Origin of the sequence: Methanolacinia paynteri (assembly GCF_000784355.1) — an archaeon.
Classification (GTDB): domain Archaea; phylum Halobacteriota; class Methanomicrobia; order Methanomicrobiales; family Methanomicrobiaceae; genus Methanolacinia; species Methanolacinia paynteri.
In genome coordinates this window covers 1-16727 of the sequence record NZ_AXDV01000001.1, presented here as the reverse complement: position 1 = coordinate 16727, position 16727 = coordinate 1, and the positions used below count along the sequence as shown (strand labels likewise).

Sequence of the window (16727 nt, the reverse complement as noted above, 5' to 3'; positions counted from 1 at the left end):
CTCATCCCGGCATGCAGGGCTGCATATATGACTATATGTGTATTGTTGATAAAAAAGATCTCAATTGATTAAAAAATTTGATCTGCTTTAATTCAGGCTTCTTTTACAAAAGATTGAGATATAACTCTTCTACATCATTTTTACGTGGTATCCGGGGATTGGTCGCAATACAGGGATCGTTCATTGTCCTTTGAACAAGTTCGGGGATGTCTTCCTTTAAGACACCGAGACCGGACAGCGGCGGTCTTTCATCATAACCGAACATCTCCATCATCCCGTCTACGATAATATCCGGAACAGATGAATCACCGGGTGGTCTCTCCGTATCTGTCCCAAAATAACCGGCGATTTTACGGTATCTGTCAGGTGCTGCCTCCATATTGTACTTAATCACATCACGTACCACAATGAACGATGCTAATCCGTGATTCATCCCGGTCCATCCGCCTAATGCATGAGCCATGGAATGTACCAGGCCTAAACCGGCATTGGAAAAGCACAGGCCTGCATAGAGACTCGCGATCATAATTTTAAAACGCCTGTCCGGATCATTCCAGTAATCAGGAGCTATGTTTTCTGCGATCATTTCGATCGAATTCATAGCAAACATATCGGTAACGGGAGATGAACCGTTTGAACAGTAACCTTCCATTGCATGAATCAGCGCATCCATCGCACTGCTTCTTGCAATATCCCCGGGAAGAGTCGATAGCGGCTCAGGATCGAGAAGAGAGAGATCAGGGACAAGAGATTTGGAGATTATAAGGTTCTTTGTTCGCTGCTCCCGGTCCGATATAACCGCATACTGCGAGACATCAGCCGAACTTCCGGCTGTAGAAGGAATACAGATTAGCGGGGGCATCGGATTTCGGATCATATCGATGCCGATATATTCGGATATATGCCCGCTGTTCTCGGCAATGATGCCTATTCCCTTGGCACAGTCCAGAACGCTCCCTCCGCCGACAGCGACAATCCCTTCGCAGCCGGAATCTCTAAAGGCACGGGAACCGTCCATGACTTCATCAACGCTGGGGTTTTCGGTTATCGATGAAAAGACCTCATAATCAATTCCATTATCGCATAAAGAATCCATAACCGGGGAGATCCATTCGCATCTTCTGACACAGGAGTCCGTTACAATGAGTACTTTTTTCAGGTTAAAATTAGAGGAATATCTTCCTGCGAACTTCCTTGCTCCGATACCGGTAATAAACTCCGGTGAAACGAATTTCCTTACGTCTCTGTTGTACCCCGTCATTACAATCCCCTTTCAATATGATTGATTACTGCAAGATTAATAGATTAAGTTAATGGAGTTGCCAAGTCTCAGATATCCTGAGAGCCAAGAAGCGAACCCCATATTCTGCTCCTTGCAATTATAATCCAATAGGCCTTTAATTCTTTTTCAGCCTGCCGGAATCCCGGGTAATACTCCGAGACCTTCTTCCAGAAAGCAGGAGAATGGTTCATCTCAATCCTGTGTGAAAGCTCATGGACGACAAGATAATCCCTTATAGTCTCCGGGAGCGCCATCGAGCGGATGTTAAAATTCAGGTTCCCCTTCCCTGAACAACTACCCCACCTTGTTCTCTGGTTCCTTATCGAAACCCTTGAATATTCGACATCCATCTTTTTTGAATAGTGATCGAGGCGATGGATAATATCCTCTTTCAGTTCCTGCGAAACAGCTTTTCGAAGTTTTTCTACAGAAGGATAATGGATATTAGGCCAGCTGAAAGTGACAGGACGTGATTCGGAGAAGACCGGGTGCCACATTCTGCCGTTGTAGATGAAACTACCGTCACCCGTCTGATATTCGGAAGCCAGCCGATCCAGTTCGCCGATCTTTTTCATAATCCATTCAACTTTTGAATCGATCAATGCCTCAATATCGGCACCCCGGGGAGCGGTTACATATACCCTGCAGTCGGGGCTTATACGAATCCTGCTGCTATTAACCTCCCTGTGATTTATTATGATTTCAAAAGGGTAATGCTTCATTTAATCGTTATCAGACTTTTCATTCCGTTTTTTTCCGACTACGGTCAGCATCCCGATAGGACTGCTGACATTCGGCCTTCTCTTAATCTTCAGACCATAATGGCGGAGTAGCATCTCCCGGATTTTATCCGATTCAATCCACCCGGAATCCAGCTCCTTTACAATAGCATCGATTTGAAGGGCATTCTCAATTATCTTTTCGGAGTTGCTTCCGCCATCCAGTTCAGCAAGGCCTACTATGGCCTGAAGCGGATTTCTGATATGATCATTTAATATGGCAAACTGCTCCATATTCTTTTCAATCTGGAATATGGACTCCTTTTTCATCTCTTCAAGTTCCTGCTGCTTTGTAATATCCCTTATAACTGAAATTACATGGGTGACCTCACCGTCGACTATGAACGGCGACTTCACCACTTCATACCACAGCATCTTGGAAGAGAATTTTTTCTTTACAGACGTATCAAGTCTTTTCCCGGACTTGAATACATATTTATATTCGAGGGACAGCTTTCCGGTCAGGAAATCCGCAGCATCGTGAAGCGAGGCCCCTATAAGTTCATTCCTGTAGTCAAACTTTTCGGCCATGAACCTGAAAGGAGCATTGTAGAGCCTGATCTTCATATTCCGGTCGACAACAACAATGGCTTCCTTGATTGAGTCAAGAACCTTCATAAAACTGGCGAGCGAAAAATCCGTGTCCCCCGGCGTTTCCAAACCAACAGGCATCTTCCGGCCGATAATTACCCCGTATTCCTTAATGCCTGTCTCAATCCTGTTTAAGGAGAAGGATACCGGGATCTTCCCTGAGTTACTTGATATAAATTCCGAAAAATAGCTTCTGCCTGAAAACAACTCCTCTTCCCGGCCTGCGACATCAGGAGTGCCGAAGCATGCTATTATATCGGACAGCTTCAGGCAGGAAAGTTCCTGCAAATCGTATCCAAGCAAATTTTGAGCTTTGTCGTTGGCTCCTTCAATCTTCATGGAAGAAAGATCGACAACAACTACAATCTCTTCCCTGAGGCCGGAAAAAATCGACACCACCCGATCTGCAGAATCCATAAAGTCCCCGGGAGAAGATAATGTCATAGTAACACTTGACAATTAAAAATAAGATTGTATTGATTGTTATTTTGCATTTCCGACAACAAAATCCCCCTTTTCCAAAAATTATAGGATAGTTGTTTGGACTGATTATATTTAATGATTATTATTCCAGTATTCCAGGACTTCATCGCCGCTTACAAAGACCAGATTGTGTTTTTTGCCATACTCCATAGCATCCTTTTTCGAGAGAGCCTTACCGGTTTTATCATCGAGCATCTCGCAGATTGTTACACAGGGTGTGACTCCTGCGAATTCAGCAATGGCAATTGACAATTCGGTCTGTCCGCGTCTCTGGTCAAGCAGCTTCTCATTTGCCCGGAGAAGAGCCATGTGGCCGGGAGTCCTGAACTCTGAAGAGAAATTCAGTTTACCGCCGTTCATTGCACTCTTTACATGGTCCGAGAGACGGTTTGCAGTAAGAGTCCTGTCGTTGTCGGTTATTCCGGTGAAGGTATCCTTATGATTGACCCATATCGAGAATGACGAATGGTTCTTCGGATCGTAAGGGATATCACCATCCCTCTCGGCAAAGCCTGTTTCCTTCAGGGCGTCGCTTGCAAAAGGAAGCCCGATCTTCTCCGCAGCTTCCGGGTGAATTGCCGTACAGATCAGACCGCCGGCATCTTTTCTCATCCTGCAGATGTCCTCTCTTGTCAGGGCGTCCGATCTTATTGCAAAGTCTGTTTCGCCTTCGCGGCTGTCAAAATCGTATATGAGGATAATCTCCCCGTTTTTCATCGCTTCTATTGCCTTTTCAATCATTTGTTATCTCAACCTTTATTCTGTCGCCATCTTTCAGTCCGAGTTTTGATCTCAGGCCGTGTTCGCAGAGCAGTTCTATGATATCGTCGGGGTAATGGGTTCTTCCGGGAACAATTATCGCCGATGCCGATCCTTCTATGCGGCACGGGAGGCATTTTGCGCTCCCGAATGTCCGGTCGTTGTCGACAAATCCCTCAATTTCCACCCATTCCAGTTTCTCAAGCTCCTTTCTCGTCTCAAGACTGGCAGAATCCAGCCGGAGATTTAGCGTGCCGGGGAAAGGCTCAAAGCCGAGTTTGTCCCTGAACTGCTTCATGTAATGAGGAATACTGACATAATAGCGCCCCTCGCCAAGCCCGCTAATGACTTCGCCCCGGAGCAGATAGCTTACGTCTGTCTTCTCGAAGATCCTGCAATAGTCAAAATACTCACCACTGAGGATCTTTTCGCCGGATTCATTTATCCTTATATACTGGCCGTCGGGACGGATCGTTCTTGAGATTAATTTCTCTTTTTCCAGACTTATCAGGCGCCTTGAAGCCGTCTGCGGGCTGATCTCAAGCCGTTCCCCCATGGCCTGGGAAGAGAGGCAGACCTGGGATTTCAGACCGCCCATGAGAGCGATCTTTTTCAATGTCATCAGGTCGTCGTTACTTATCATTGCAATATCAAAATTGATATGCATACCATATATGAGTTTTCATGAGTTCATATGATTTCGTGAATCGACGAATTGGCATTCGCTAATTATATTAATGAAAAGATCACCATAATACCTATGAAATCCGTGCTGCGGAACCGTCTTGCGGAAAAGATGGCGGGTGAGATCACCCTTTCGGATTCTCCCGGCGAGGCTCTTAAAAAATGGAGGATGAATTTCAATATCCCCCCCGGGCTTCTTGCCGAGAGGCTGGAAGTATCGCCTTCCGTAATCTCCGATTATGAAGGAGGAAGAAGAAAAAGCCCCGGTACCGCAGTCGTCGGAAAGATTGTCGAGACAATTCTCTCGATCGATGAGGATTCAGGCGGAAAGTTCATGAAAAAGTACGCCAACATCCTCTATTCCGACTTTGACGATGATGTAATCTACGATATGCATGATTACGACACCCCGATAAAGCTCGACAAATTCTGCGATTCCATCGGGTGCACACTTATCAACGGGGATCTTGACCACCAGATCTACGGTTACACGATTGTCAACAGTCTTAACGCAATTATTCAGTTGTCTTCGAGCGAATTCAACAAAATTTACGGGTGGAGTACAGAACGAGCCCTGATTTTCACCAACGTATCTACCGGAAAGTCCCCCATGATTGCAATCAGGGTGACACCGTTTAAGCCGAGATGCGTCATACTCCAGGGAATTACTCCGGAAAAAATCAATCCTCTTGTCCCCGAACTTGCAAAAAAGGACAGGATCACCCTTTTGTGTACTGAAAACGGAATTGACGAGATTATTAAAATACTAAGAGATGAACCATGGTAGGAATTATTACATACGGTGCCTATATCCCGCGATTCAGGATTAAAACCGAAGAGATCGCGAGGGTATGGGGAGCAAACGGAGCCGAGATCGCAGCAGGTCTCGGCGTTAAGGAGAAGGCTGTCCCGGATCTTGACGAGGATACGCTTACGATTTCAGTCAATGCGGCAAGATTCGCCCTTGAAAGAAGAAGCGTAAACCCCGACGAGATCGGAGCGATATATGTCGGCAGCGAATCGCATCCATATGCGGTAAAGCCGACCGCTGCAACAGTCGGCGAGGCGATCGGCGCAACGCCGGTCATGACAGCGGCGGACTACGAATTCGCGTGCAAAGCGGGAACGGCAGGCATCCAGACATGCATGGGCCTTGTAAAGAGCGGCATGATAAAATACGGCATCGCAATCGGAGCCGACGTCGCCCAGGGTGCCCCCGGAGATGCACTGGAGTATACGGCTGCGGCAGGAGGAGCCGCATTTGTAATCGGTGAAAAGGACCCGATTGCAGAGATTAACCACACATGCTCTTTTACAACTGATACTCCGGACTTCTGGAGACGTGAAGGACAGGGTTACCCCCGCCACGGAGGAAGGTTCTCCGGAGAGCCGGCATACTTCAAGCACATCCAAGGTGCTGCAAAGATGATGCTGGAACACATGGGAACAAAACCGTCGGATTACGATTATGCGGTGTTCCATCAGCCCAACGCAAAGTTCCCGAGAAATGTATCGGCAATGCTCGGCTTTACATCCGAACAGATCAAACCCGGCCTCGCCGTCCCGAGACTCGGAAACACCTATTCGGGAGCAGTACCGGTAGGACTCTCGGCAACGCTCGATATCGCAAAACCGGGTGACAAGATATTCGTCACATCATACGGATCCGGTTCCGGCAGCGATGCATTCGATATAACAGTGACAGATAAAATCGAGACGCTCATCAACAGGAAGGCAGCTCCCTCGGTAGAGGATCTGCTCAACCACAAAAAGTATGTCGACTATGCAGTTTATGCAAAACACAAAGGCAAGATCGTGAGGGCAGCATGAGAGAAGTAGCAGTAATCGGAGTAGGTCTCACTACTTTCGGTGAGAAATGGGATTCGTCGTTCAGGCAGATGTGCGTTGAGGCTGGTATAAAATCACTTGAAGACGCAAACGTCGACGGAAACCAGATCGACGAGATGTTCGTCGGGAACATGAGCGGCGGCAGGTTTATCCTCCAGGAGCATATCTCGGCCCTCATCGCAGATGCGGTAGGTCTTGCATCTACAAGGCACATTCCCGCAACAAGGACCGAAGCGGCCTGTGCATCCGGCGGACTTGCATTCAGGCAGGCATACACCTCGGTTGCATCCGGCATGTCCGATATAGTAATTGCAGCGGGAGTCGAGAAGATGACAGATGTCGACGGAGGAGTTACGACAGATGCTCTTGCCGGTGCGGCCGACCGCGAGTGGGAGGGCATCTACGGGGTTACGTTCCCGTCGCTCTACGCAATGATCGCAAGGGACTACATGAACCGCTACGGCCTGACACGCGAACAACTCGCACAGGTTGCCGTAAAGAACCATTACAACGGTGCAAGGAATCCTATCGCGCAGTTCAGAAAAGAGATCACTATCGATACGGTTCTGAACTCAACGCTTGTGGCAGATCCGATTCGCCTTATGGACTGCTCACCGGTTACCGACGGTGCGGCAGCGGTTATCCTCTGTCCGCTTGAAAGAGCAAAGGAGTTCACCGATTCTCCTGTCAAGGTGCTTGCATCGACACAGGCTACGGACACGATCGCACTTCACGACCGCCGCGACATCAGCACACTCGATGCAACGGTCGCGGCAGGAAACCGTGCCTTTGAGATGGCAAAACTCGAAAGGAAGGATATCGATCTCGTAGAGGTCCATGACTGCTTCACTATAGCGGAACTTTGTGCAATCGAAGACCTCGGCTTCTGCGAGAAAGGAAAGGCGGGAATCATGACCGAAGAAGGCGAAACGGCACTCGGCGGAAGACTTCCGATAAACCCGAGCGGCGGCCTGAAGGCATGCGGACACCCGGTCGGCGCAACAGGAATCAAGCAGGTCTGCGAAGTCGTCGAACAACTTCGCGGGGAAGCCACAGGAAGGCAGGTTGAAGGAGCCGAGATCGGAATGACACATAACGTAGGCGGAACGGGTGCTACGGTCGTTACAAACATATTCAGGAGGGTAAACTAATGTCAGTCCCACGTTTCTGGAGAAAACAGCCGCAGAGATATAATCTCATCGGATCGAAATGCGAGACATGCGGCACTTACTACTATCCACCCCGGACTGTCTGTCCGCAGTGCAGGAGAGACGGAAAGATGGTGGAGCACAAGTTCAAGGGCACGGGGAAGGTTGTAACCTTTTCGATCATCAGGACTGCAAGTGCACCCTACGATTACGAAACACCATATCCAATCGCAATAATCGAGCTTGAGGAAGGCACCAGGATGACAGCCCCGGTCGTGTGCGACATCGAGGATATGGAGATCGGGATGCCGGTCAGGGCAACGTTCAGGAAGATTGTTGCAGACGGCGACTCGGGCATGATAGTATATGGGACGAAATTTGTCCCGTTAAAATAAAATATTAATATTGAACATATCCCCTCCTAGGAGAGAGGGCGATATGGAAGATCATTCAGCAGTACCAAATCCGAACGATGAAAAAATAAAAAAGGGCCTCCTGTTTACAGGGTCTGTCCTCGTCTGCCTGGCAACAGGCGGGCTTGGATCTATTTTTACCAAAACCGGACAGGGAACCTGGTACGCGGAAGAACTTATTAAACCGGACCTAACACCGCCGGGATTTGTTTTCGGTATCGTATGGACTATCCTGTATATCCTGATGGGCATATCACTGTACCTCCTTCTCGCCAGAGACCTGAAATTAAAGGAAGTAAGAATCGCAGTTTCGATCTTCCTTATTCAGCTTGTATTGAACTTCGGCTGGTCGTATCTCTTCTTCGGGTTTGAAAATCCGTTTGCAGGGTTCATATGCATAATACTACTATGGATTTTCATTCTTCTGACGATCGTCTCCTCTTACAGGGTCGACAAAAACGCATCATATCTTCTGGTGCCATACATCATCTGGGTGACTTTCGCCGCCTTCCTTAACTTGCAGATTCTTGTTTTGAATTAAAAAATATGAAATTCATTTTTCATTTGAGACTTCTCTTTTTTAAGGCAACCCTTGCGCAAGTTCGCTTCACAGACTCAGGGAATACCTCCCAAACCGTCCTCGGCGAAATTTTGTTCAATATTTTGTATACTTCAATTCCTTATCCCTCGTCTATTATTCTGATATTTACAGGCTTATTTTGAATATTAATCTCCCATGCGATCTCTGATCAGCCAAGGCAATAAAATTTATTTTAAATGGAAATGATGACCGGCAAAATTTACGCTTTGATTTTCCTCACCCCGAGGAATAAAAAGGATATTCAGGTACAGATTTGTTGCCAGCGCTGGATTCTACCTACCAAACTGATTTGAAGAATTTGTTATTCAAAATAAGCTGGTGATATTATATCTGATTTCTCTGACAAAGTAGGAATAGATTTGGTTTTCAAAAAGATTATATATGGTTTAGGACTGCTCCCGGACATCTATAATGTCCCCGGTATGTGCATCGATAATTCCATAATACATTTTTCCATCCTCTGTGGTGAAAGGAAGTTCCCAAATTAGATTTAACGGACTTGTAACAGAACCGCCTTCTATATCCATAAAGTAGGGTTGATCATGCCACTGAAGGTATGGAAACTCATAGTAACCATAACGTTGGCAGTATTCAATGTTAACCTTGCTGCCACTCCTGTTCTCCTTTAAACGCTCTTCAAGTATCTCTTTTGCTTCATCAAGAGAGATATCCGGAGTCGGTGACAATGTGGTGATCCGGGACAGGATTTCGGGATCTCTTTGATAATTGAGGTAATCCCTTACTCTATCAAACCGCATATCATACACTATCCGGGCATGATCATAATTATAAACTACTCCTTTATAGGTAGTATAAACCTCCATGTTAAGAAAAACCGAATTCAAGACCTCCCCGTCGTCTCTTAGGACTATGAGGTTGTCCTTATGAATCTCATAGTCATCGCCCATTGCATTTTTGTAGAACTCAAGTGCACGTTCTTTCGCCTCTTCAGCAGATATAACAATTTCATCATCCAGGTAAAAGTTGGTGACATTAGGTACATAGGTACATATTGTGCTCCTTTCCGGGTCATACTTTATATTTAAAATTCTTTGATCGCTATCAGAAGATTCTAAAACGTCTGAAAAAACTATTGCAGGCGCTCTATAGCCACCATAAAATTGAGAGCCCCATGAAAAGTTGTCGAGTGTATTCTTTTCAACATTAGGAAAAAGCCTGATTATTTCCTGTTTTGCCTCCTCTACAATTTTTGCCATCTCTTCCTCTCTGTAAGGAGGAACGGGATTTTCTTCTTGAGGCCATGACACCTTAATCGAAGAGTTCTCAGGTGAAAAAGTTCCGACAGTGGTTTGTTGGTGTATATTTTGAGACGCCGGTGTTTCCGTGACCAGCGGTCCTTCTGATTCGAGAGTACATCCTGAAGTCGTGACCGCAAGAATCAGTACTAGTAAAAGGCAAAGGACCAATTTCATTTTTTTCATAATATTACCACTTCAGATTCCGGCTGTTGCCGCCTTAAGGACAATTTATAATCCGACATTATATGCCATTTCTCAGACAAAGTGCAAATCGATCGGAATATATTCATGCCATAAGATATTTTCTGAAAAAAATGGTTTGATTTCAGAGTTTTTTACCTGTACCGGATATATCCCTGATTCAGATATATATCTCATTCACGAATAAAGATTAAGGAGTCAGTGTATATATTGAACTTCCGGATGTCCCTCCGCCTGAAGCCGTAAGCACGCTCTCTATATCATGCTCTTGTCGGAGCTGAGATGAATCTCCTAAAGTCCCTATCCAGCCTGTGCTTCCCCGATAAGTGTTATCTACTCTTATCATATTACCATATCCACCAGGACCGGACACATACAGTCCAATGTACATATAGCCTGTAGTGTCGTACCCATGTACTTCCGAGACATCTGCACGGGCCCTGAACTGATCATAACCCGAGTCATCAATCCATTCTCCGGTTGAAGCTACGTAATATCCCCATGAATCAAACGAGCCTAACAACTCAACATTTGTACCTGCACTTACAGGTGTTGCAAGAACCGCTCCTGCCACAAGGACCATAAAGGCCACCAGGGCAATTTTTCCTAAGCCGAAATGTTTCATTTTTTTCACCTTTTACTTCCTGAGGATAAGAACGAATTCTGATAACTCGGAGATCAAAGGAAAAACACTTGTAAGAATACTTCTTTAAGCCCCGGAAATTCTTCTCCGCCATCCTCATTCAGCAATATAATTTAGGGGTATATATTATTTCTAAGACAAAATGCAAACTAATTCACAGTTTGTCCCACAAGTATTATCTTTAAAAAAAGGACGTGTTCTTTTATCAAAATCATAAACCAAAAAAAATAGATCATTTAATATTTTCCGGGAATTAAATGATTTTCATCATAGTAAATGAGTCAAGTATGGTGAAGATATTTTGCCCCATGCTCATGCGCACTTGAAATTTCCTATAGTATTTATTTTTCCCAGCGTCCGGGATAAATATATTTCTCAAGCAAATCATGAAATTCGTCACTAATATCATACATTGTATACCATCCTTGGGTTCTTGATTCAATAATGCCATGATTTTTAAGAAATTTAAGATGTTTGCTTGCCGTAGATTCAGAATAACCAATTGTTTCAGCAATTTTTTTGTTGTTGTTTTTTGGATTTTCGTAAATCTCCATAATGACTTTTTTGAGAGTTTCATCACGTAAAATTAAAATTAACTGTTTTTCTTCCTTTGAATACGGGGAGTTTTTTATAAAATAATATAGTTTCCCACTTTCAGGAAAAGGCTTAATAATTCCTCCGGATTCCATCATTTTAAGATGATACTCAACTGTTCCTTTTTTAAAATTTGTTTCTCTTGAAATTTCACTAAAATACATACCGGGATTTTCTTTTATGAGAGTATAAATCTCAAATCGTCTTTTATTTTCAAGAATTTTTTTCCGATCTACTGCAATAAATATCAGGAATGGAAATTTGATAAACGGAATAAAAAACTTTGATTTAAATGCAAAATCCGGGAAAAAATTCAAAATGGAGTTTAAACAAAAAGTATTAAATCGAATCTGGTTGCTTTCTTGAATCTGGAATATAATCTTCATTTTAAATAATCCGTTTTCATAAGAGCCGTTTTGATCATATGTTGCAGAATTCCCAAATTCGGGCAAATCATGTAAAATTTCCAAATAATAAGTTTTTAAAGAAATACCGGAAATAACTCCTGAAGCGAGAATGATTACAAGAAATATTCTTACCCAATATATATTCTGCATATTACTTTACCTGCTCAAATTTTGACTATTGAAATCCCTCAGGGATTTTTTTCCAAATAAGCACCGGGCACTTACCCTATGCAAATTTTTAATTTTAGAAGGGCAAGATCAATCCGATTGAACAGGCGCAACTATACGGACCGCTTAAGGGAGTCTTAATGCTGAAAAACGTTCCAGAACTCCCAAAACTGAAACATTTTTTTAATATCCGTTCCATGTACGGTTTTGCAGGCTAAGCGCCAATCATTGGAGACTTCAGAAGGCAGGATAAGAGATTAGAGGCTATTTTAATTCCGGTAATGAACTATCCATCTCCTTTGAGGAAAGGTATTGCCCCCCCTTACTCACAAGTAGGCATTTTGTATAATATATTAAATAATTTATGCCACCAGCGTCTACAGTTTCTCACTGAAAAATAATTATTTAATTCCCTCTCCTGATTTTACCTGAAAAATCTATGTTGTTTCAGGCAGGTGCCAGAAGGGTAAATAATCATTAACCAGTTGGGTAATAGCTTAAAAAAATTTAAAAAAAATTAATCTTTTTTCATATGGACATCCACCTGCGGGAACGGAATTCCGATGCCTGCCTTGTTGAGGCCGTTGTATATTCCTGTCAAAACATCTGACTTGGCCTGGTAGTAGTCATCGGTATCAACCCACACCCTGAGCTGAAGGACAACGGCAGAATCGGCCATCTCCCTGAAGCGGACGATGGGTTTCGGTTCTTTGTGGAGCTTTGGGTGGTCGTCCGCAACCTTGAGGGCGACGTCGATAGCGTCCTGTATTACGGTATTATACGCAACACCGTACTCAACCGCAATCAGCCTTTTCGGCATGCGTGTGACATTGATAATTGGGCTGTTCCACACGGTTCCGTTGGGAATAATAATTCTTGTATTGTCGAGCTGTTTGATCTCTGTAGCCATGACATTCATATCCATCACGGTGCCATGCTTTCCCGAGATCTCGACTTCATCATCGATATCATATGCACGCGAGGCGGCTATCCATACGCCCGATGCAAGGTTGTTTATGGTATCCTTCATACCAAAACTCATGATAATCGAGATGAAAGCAAAGATACTGACAATAAATACGCTTACTTCGATTCCTAATGCCTGGAGCGCACAAAGGATTACGAGAATGTATAAAAATACCTTTATGGCCTTCACGATATTGATGGCCATCAGCTTGGGCATCTTTGTACTTTTAGTAAAATAATGTTCGATCCTGTTTACGATTATCTTCGCAATAATATATCCAACGGCCAGAACAATTAAAGCAAAGATGATCTCCTCTATAGTTACTGAAGACAATGTTTCAAAATTGCTCTCAAGCGTTGAGGCATCCAAACCTGTAGCTGAAAGATCAAGATCTGCCATTTGGGATCACCATTAGGGGTACTTTCTCGGTTATGATATAATGCATTTACGAATTCCTGATCCGCTTAAATTACCCTGATATCATATACTGCATGATGCTGGGACGGTGAGTAGGAGCGAACAACCCTCTCCGAAATCTTGCCGCATTCATATTTTCCCAGCTCCTCCTCCATCTCCCCGGGCTCCGACTGAAGAGTATAGAAATGGATCATCCCGCCGGGTCTGCAGAGCCTGAAGGCAATATCAATAAATTCAGAAGATTTCATTGGAAGATTCATAATTATCCGGTCAAAACTTCCCGGGGGGAAAATACCCCCCAAACACCGTGCATCGGCAAGCACAGGAAGGATGTTCTTCTTTTTATTGAGCCGGATGTTATCGTAAAGAAGACTCACCGCGGCAGGGTTGATGTCGTTTGCATATACCACCGAACATTTGCCTGAAAGTGTTATCGCAAACGGCCCGACACCTGCAAACATGTCCAAAAGCCTCTCGCCGTCTTTCATCATCGCAGCAATCCTCTGCCTTTCATTTGCGAGGCGGGCGGAAAAATATGCGGCTGAGAGATCTATTAAAAACCTCTGCCCGTATTCTGTGTAATCGGTTTTCGTTGTATTTTTTCCGGCAAGAACGATATAATCCTTCGTCCGGTACTCCCCTGTAACAGGCCCTTCCGAATACAGCACCGTATGTATCACAGGGCGCGAATCGAGAAGTCTTCGGGCCCCATCCCTGTCGCAGTCCTGTATAATCGCTATTCCGCCGATAAGTTCATGCCGCGGGAGAGGAGCGGAAATATCCCGTTCTTCAAATATTTCAGTCGCTGCTCCCGGAATATCGCCCGTGACAGGAATGTAGAGGTGACACTCGTCCGAAAACGGTTTTAAGGAGTTGTCGAGGAGCCCCTCTTCGATGAGCTTCCTTCTTGTCATCTCACCTTCATTTTTTAAAATTTTTATACAGCGGCTTTCCTTTGCCATAAGACCATTATAATATGTATACTCCTCACCAATAAGTAATCAATATGAATGATTATCTCTCTGGACTGAAGGAAGGAAAGCTGAAGCTCCATTCGCTCGAGAAAGAGATGCCCCCGAAAGACGCAGTAGCGGTAAGAAGGGCCTTTATAGAGATGGAGAGCGGAAAGAAACTCGATAAGATCGGCGATTTCACGATAAATATTGACAGGGCCGCCGAGAAAAACTGCGAAAATATGATAGGTGCGGTGCAGGTTCCAGTCGGTGTTGCAGGAAAACTGAAGGTCAACGGAGAATATGCAGATGATGAATTTTATATCCCGCTTGCAACAACGGAAGGAGCACTTATCGCATCGATAAACAGGGGATGCAAGGTAGTAACACTCGCAGGCGGAGCGGATGTCAGAATACAGCGTGACGGTATGACGAGAGCACCGGTTTTTGCTGCGAAGAACGTCATTCACGCTACAGAAGCGGCAAGGTGGATCGAGGAGAATATCCCTCTCCTGAAAGAGATTGCAGAGACTACCACGTCGCATGGAAAACTCCTTGATATCCGCTGTTTTGTGACAGGGACAAACTTACATGCCAGGATCGAGTTCTTTACCGGCGATGCAATGGGCATGAACATGGTCACAATCGCAAGCGAGAAAGTAGCGGCGAAGATACAGGAGGAGACAGGGGTTGTGCTCGTTGCTCTTTCAGGAAATATGTGTACTGACAAGAAGCCTTCAGCAATAAATGTCATACTAGGAAGGGGAAAGACTGTTGTTGCAGGAGTCTTCCTCCCTGATGACCTGATAAAATCAACCTTAAAGACTGATTCCAGGACGATGACCGAGGTCAATATGAGAAAGAACCTCATCGGGTCTGCAAGGGCTGTCTCGCTCGGCTTCAACTCTCATGCGGCAAATATTATCGCAGCAATCTTTCTTGCATGCGGGCAGGACCCCGCCCATGTCGTCGAGGGTTCGAATACAATAACAACCGTAGAACAGGCTGAAGGAGGGGTGTATGTTTCGGTGACGATTCCCTCGCTTCAGGTAGGAACTGTCGGCGGGGGAACAGGATTAGATACCCAGAGGGAAGCCCTGAGTCTTCTAGGGTGTGCAGGCGGAGGGGAAACATCAGGTGCAAATTCAAGGAAGTTTGCGGAGATAATCGCTGCCGCTGTTCTTGCAGGAGAACTTAATCTCATAGGTGCTCTTGGTGCAGGGCATCTTGCAAGAGCTCACAAGCAGCTTGGAAGGTAATTTCCATTTTTTAGGATATGAAAACAGAATGGTCCGGGGAGAAGATCTCCGTCTCATACATAAGACACGACGACATTGACAACATCTGCAGGATGCTTGCAAAGGAAACAGTCTGCAGATGGCTCTTCTTCGGACCGAACACTCCTGAAGCAACAACAGCATATTTCACTCCGTTGATCGAATCGGTTTCAGCCGCCCTGCTGAATGAAAAGATTCCTGAAGCACCTGTTTTCACAATCCGTTCAAAAGAAACCGGGGAATTCGCCGGCCAGTGTGCTATCCTTCCCGTTGAATATTCTCCCGGTGCATTCCTGATCGGCTACCAGATTGACGATAAATATCATGGGAAGGGTTTTGGAACAGAGGCATGTGAATTCCTTGTATACTATGTATTCACATTCACTGACGCCTATCGTCTCAACGGAGATACCGCCGAAGGAAATTTTGCATCACAAAAGATCATGGAAAAAAGCGGTTTTGAATTTGAAGGACGGAGGAAGAAGTACTGGCACGCACGCGGGGATTATCATGACCAGCTGCTTTACGGTCTTTTGAAGGAATCGGTTGACAGTTCTTTTTTCAGCGATTTGAAAAATAAATGGGATTGAGTTTAATATTTAATATCAAAAAGCCCAGTCAACCTGGTATTTATTTTCGAACTCCTCTATACTCTCTTCCCTCTTCCAGATGTTATTATAAATAATTTCACGGACAGTTTCGCGTTCATCAACGGGAATTGGTTCCGAAATATTTATCCCGGCATCTTTCAGGTCGTTGAGAACGTTTATAGAGTACTGGTTCCAGACTTCCCAGGCATCAACCATCATTTCGTTATAATCTTCGCCATATTCCGGTACCGGAGTGCCGCAGACGAAATATTCGGTTTTGGAACCTGCCAGTTCCGCAGACAGATTAAGTGTTTCATTGCCGCAGTAGTAAACAAGATCACCGATGCCGGTTATGGTTCTACCAAGCGACTTATTGGCACTCACCCGAACAGTAGAAACGGTTTCACCGTTTTTCCCAACAAAAAAAAGATAATGCAGAGGGTTTCCATCGGGATCGCAGATTATTACTGCCGGTTTCATAAGAACCACAGAATTATTGAAATCGGCAGACTGCTCGTTTTCAAATTCGAACACCATCTCATTTACAAGAACATCAACCGCCGCCTGATCCCATGCATCTTCGACTGAGACGGTTGTATTTACCGGCTGCACGGGTTCGCCGGTTTCGGTACAGCCACACATACAGACAAAGAATATAATGAA

General features: G+C 44.9%; 18 protein-coding genes. 7 read left to right on the top strand and 11 right to left on the bottom strand.

Annotated features, from left to right (window positions below; all coding sequences use genetic code 11):
- Positions 1-103: 103 nt before the first annotated feature.
- The 5 genes from METPAY_RS00090 to METPAY_RS00070 form a co-directional block, all read right to left on the bottom strand.
- Positions 104-1261 carry an iron-containing alcohol dehydrogenase gene (locus tag METPAY_RS00090; protein WP_048148034.1) on the bottom strand — a complete coding sequence of 386 codons (1158 nt, stop codon included), beginning with the start codon at positions 1259-1261 and terminating at the stop codon, positions 104-106.
- Positions 1262-1329: 68 nt separating this feature from the next.
- Positions 1330-2004 (bottom strand): M48 family metallopeptidase, encoded by a 675-nt coding sequence (locus tag METPAY_RS00085; RefSeq protein ID WP_048148033.1) that lies wholly within the window; start codon positions 2002-2004, stop codon positions 1330-1332.
- Positions 2005-3069: a PAS domain S-box protein gene (locus METPAY_RS13955; protein WP_052418595.1), complete on the bottom strand. Its 1065-nt coding sequence runs from the start codon at positions 3067-3069 to the stop codon at positions 2005-2007. It abuts the gene before it with no gap.
- A 138-nt stretch (positions 3070-3207) separates the two neighbouring features.
- The gene (gene ribB / locus METPAY_RS00075; protein ID WP_048148031.1) at positions 3208-3876 is read right to left on the bottom strand and encodes a 3,4-dihydroxy-2-butanone-4-phosphate synthase; all 669 of its coding nucleotides are present in this window, start codon (positions 3874-3876) and stop codon (positions 3208-3210) included.
- Positions 3869-4561, bottom strand: a complete 693-nt coding sequence (locus METPAY_RS00070) for a DUF120 domain-containing protein (protein ID WP_084600624.1) — start codon at positions 4559-4561, stop codon at positions 3869-3871. The genes ribB and METPAY_RS00070 overlap by 8 nt, the downstream gene beginning before the upstream one ends.
- Before the next feature lie 93 nt (positions 4562-4654).
- Between METPAY_RS00070 and METPAY_RS00065 the strand changes: the two genes are divergently transcribed.
- Genes METPAY_RS00065 through METPAY_RS00045 form a run of 5 tightly spaced genes read left to right on the top strand, consistent with a single transcriptional unit; the run spans position 4655 to position 8528 of the window.
- Entirely contained in the window at positions 4655-5365 is a 711-nt protein-coding gene (locus METPAY_RS00065; protein ID WP_048148028.1) for a transcriptional regulator, read from the top strand.
- Entirely contained in the window at positions 5359-6408 is a 1050-nt protein-coding gene (locus METPAY_RS00060; protein WP_048148027.1) for a hydroxymethylglutaryl-CoA synthase, read from the top strand. Before METPAY_RS00065 ends, METPAY_RS00060 begins: the two co-directional genes overlap by 7 nt.
- Positions 6405-7577: a thiolase domain-containing protein gene (locus tag METPAY_RS00055; protein ID WP_048148025.1), complete on the top strand. Its 1173-nt coding sequence runs from the start codon at positions 6405-6407 to the stop codon at positions 7575-7577. Before METPAY_RS00060 ends, METPAY_RS00055 begins: the two co-directional genes overlap by 4 nt.
- Positions 7577-7969 carry a Zn-ribbon domain-containing OB-fold protein gene (locus tag METPAY_RS00050; protein WP_048148023.1) on the top strand — a complete coding sequence of 131 codons (393 nt, stop codon included), beginning with the start codon at positions 7577-7579 and terminating at the stop codon, positions 7967-7969. Before METPAY_RS00055 ends, METPAY_RS00050 begins: the two co-directional genes overlap by 1 nt.
- A 43-nt stretch (positions 7970-8012) precedes the next feature.
- Positions 8013-8528 carry a TspO/MBR family protein gene (locus METPAY_RS00045; RefSeq protein WP_048148021.1) on the top strand — a complete coding sequence of 172 codons (516 nt, stop codon included), beginning with the start codon at positions 8013-8015 and terminating at the stop codon, positions 8526-8528.
- A gap of 446 nt (positions 8529-8974) precedes the next feature.
- Here the strand turns inward: METPAY_RS00045 and METPAY_RS00040 are convergent, their stop codons facing one another.
- The 5 genes from METPAY_RS00040 to METPAY_RS00020 form a co-directional block, all read right to left on the bottom strand.
- The gene (locus tag METPAY_RS00040) at positions 8975-10030 is read right to left on the bottom strand and encodes a PepSY domain-containing protein (protein WP_048148019.1); all 1056 of its coding nucleotides are present in this window, start codon (positions 10028-10030) and stop codon (positions 8975-8977) included.
- Between the two features lie 208 nt (positions 10031-10238).
- Positions 10239-10673: a hypothetical protein gene (locus METPAY_RS00035; protein ID WP_048148017.1), complete on the bottom strand. Its 435-nt coding sequence runs from the start codon at positions 10671-10673 to the stop codon at positions 10239-10241.
- A 359-nt stretch (positions 10674-11032) separates the two neighbouring features.
- Positions 11033-11842 carry a winged helix-turn-helix transcriptional regulator gene (locus METPAY_RS00030; RefSeq protein ID WP_048148015.1) on the bottom strand — a complete coding sequence of 270 codons (810 nt, stop codon included), beginning with the start codon at positions 11840-11842 and terminating at the stop codon, positions 11033-11035.
- A 535-nt stretch (positions 11843-12377) separates the two neighbouring features.
- On the bottom strand, positions 12378-13226 hold the full coding sequence (locus METPAY_RS00025; protein WP_052418594.1) for a mechanosensitive ion channel family protein: 849 nt from the start codon (positions 13224-13226) through the stop codon (positions 12378-12380).
- A 65-nt stretch (positions 13227-13291) separates the two neighbouring features.
- Positions 13292-14206, bottom strand: coding sequence for a class I SAM-dependent methyltransferase (locus tag METPAY_RS00020; RefSeq protein WP_048148013.1), 915 nt, complete (start codon positions 14204-14206; stop codon positions 13292-13294).
- A 44-nt stretch (positions 14207-14250) separates the two neighbouring features.
- Here METPAY_RS00020 and hmgA point away from each other — a divergent pair, with 44 nt between their 5' ends.
- Together hmgA and METPAY_RS00010 are read left to right on the top strand one after the other, a co-directional pair.
- On the top strand, positions 14251-15456 hold the full coding sequence (hmgA, locus tag METPAY_RS00015; protein WP_048148011.1) for a hydroxymethylglutaryl-CoA reductase (NADPH): 1206 nt from the start codon (positions 14251-14253) through the stop codon (positions 15454-15456).
- A 17-nt stretch (positions 15457-15473) separates the two neighbouring features.
- On the top strand, positions 15474-16064 hold the full coding sequence (locus METPAY_RS00010) for a GNAT family N-acetyltransferase (protein WP_048148009.1): 591 nt from the start codon (positions 15474-15476) through the stop codon (positions 16062-16064).
- A 15-nt stretch (positions 16065-16079) separates the two neighbouring features.
- On the opposite strand, the gene METPAY_RS00005 is transcribed toward METPAY_RS00010, so the two are convergent.
- The coding region (locus METPAY_RS00005; protein ID WP_048148007.1) for a hypothetical protein at positions 16080-16727 on the bottom strand (648 nt) is incomplete at its 5' end.

Bases quoted from the DNA above. Each gene is read 5' to 3' on its own strand.
- METPAY_RS00060 (WP_048148027.1), top strand. From the start codon at position 5,359: ATGGTAGGAATTATTACATACGGTGCCTATATCCCGCGATTCAGGATT.
- METPAY_RS00020 (WP_048148013.1), bottom strand. From the start codon at position 14,206: ATGGCAAAGGAAAGCCGCTGTATAAAAATTTTAAAAAATGAAGGTGAG.
- METPAY_RS00055 (WP_048148025.1), top strand. From the start codon at position 6,405: ATGAGAGAAGTAGCAGTAATCGGAGTAGGTCTCACTACTTTCGGTGAG.
- METPAY_RS00045 (WP_048148021.1), top strand. From the start codon at position 8,013: ATGGAAGATCATTCAGCAGTACCAAATCCGAACGATGAAAAAATAAAA.
- METPAY_RS00040 (WP_048148019.1), bottom strand. From the start codon at position 10,030: ATGAAAAAAATGAAATTGGTCCTTTGCCTTTTACTAGTACTGATTCTT.
- METPAY_RS00085 (WP_048148033.1), bottom strand. From the start codon at position 2,004: ATGAAGCATTACCCTTTTGAAATCATAATAAATCACAGGGAGGTTAAT.
- METPAY_RS00025 (WP_052418594.1), bottom strand. From the start codon at position 13,226: ATGGCAGATCTTGATCTTTCAGCTACAGGTTTGGATGCCTCAACGCTT.
- METPAY_RS00035 (WP_048148017.1), bottom strand. From the start codon at position 10,673: ATGAAACATTTCGGCTTAGGAAAAATTGCCCTGGTGGCCTTTATGGTC.
- METPAY_RS00030 (WP_048148015.1), bottom strand. From the start codon at position 11,842: ATGCAGAATATATATTGGGTAAGAATATTTCTTGTAATCATTCTCGCT.
- METPAY_RS00070 (WP_084600624.1), bottom strand. From the start codon at position 4,561: ATGCATATCAATTTTGATATTGCAATGATAAGTAACGACGACCTGATG.
- ribB (WP_048148031.1), bottom strand. From the start codon at position 3,876: ATGATTGAAAAGGCAATAGAAGCGATGAAAAACGGGGAGATTATCCTC.
- hmgA (WP_048148011.1), top strand. From the start codon at position 14,251: ATGAATGATTATCTCTCTGGACTGAAGGAAGGAAAGCTGAAGCTCCAT.
- METPAY_RS00090 (WP_048148034.1), bottom strand. From the start codon at position 1,261: ATGACGGGGTACAACAGAGACGTAAGGAAATTCGTTTCACCGGAGTTT.
- METPAY_RS00065 (WP_048148028.1), top strand. From the start codon at position 4,655: ATGAAATCCGTGCTGCGGAACCGTCTTGCGGAAAAGATGGCGGGTGAG.
- METPAY_RS00010 (WP_048148009.1), top strand. From the start codon at position 15,474: ATGAAAACAGAATGGTCCGGGGAGAAGATCTCCGTCTCATACATAAGA.
- METPAY_RS13955 (WP_052418595.1), bottom strand. From the start codon at position 3,069: ATGGATTCTGCAGATCGGGTGGTGTCGATTTTTTCCGGCCTCAGGGAA.
- METPAY_RS00050 (WP_048148023.1), top strand. From the start codon at position 7,577: ATGTCAGTCCCACGTTTCTGGAGAAAACAGCCGCAGAGATATAATCTC.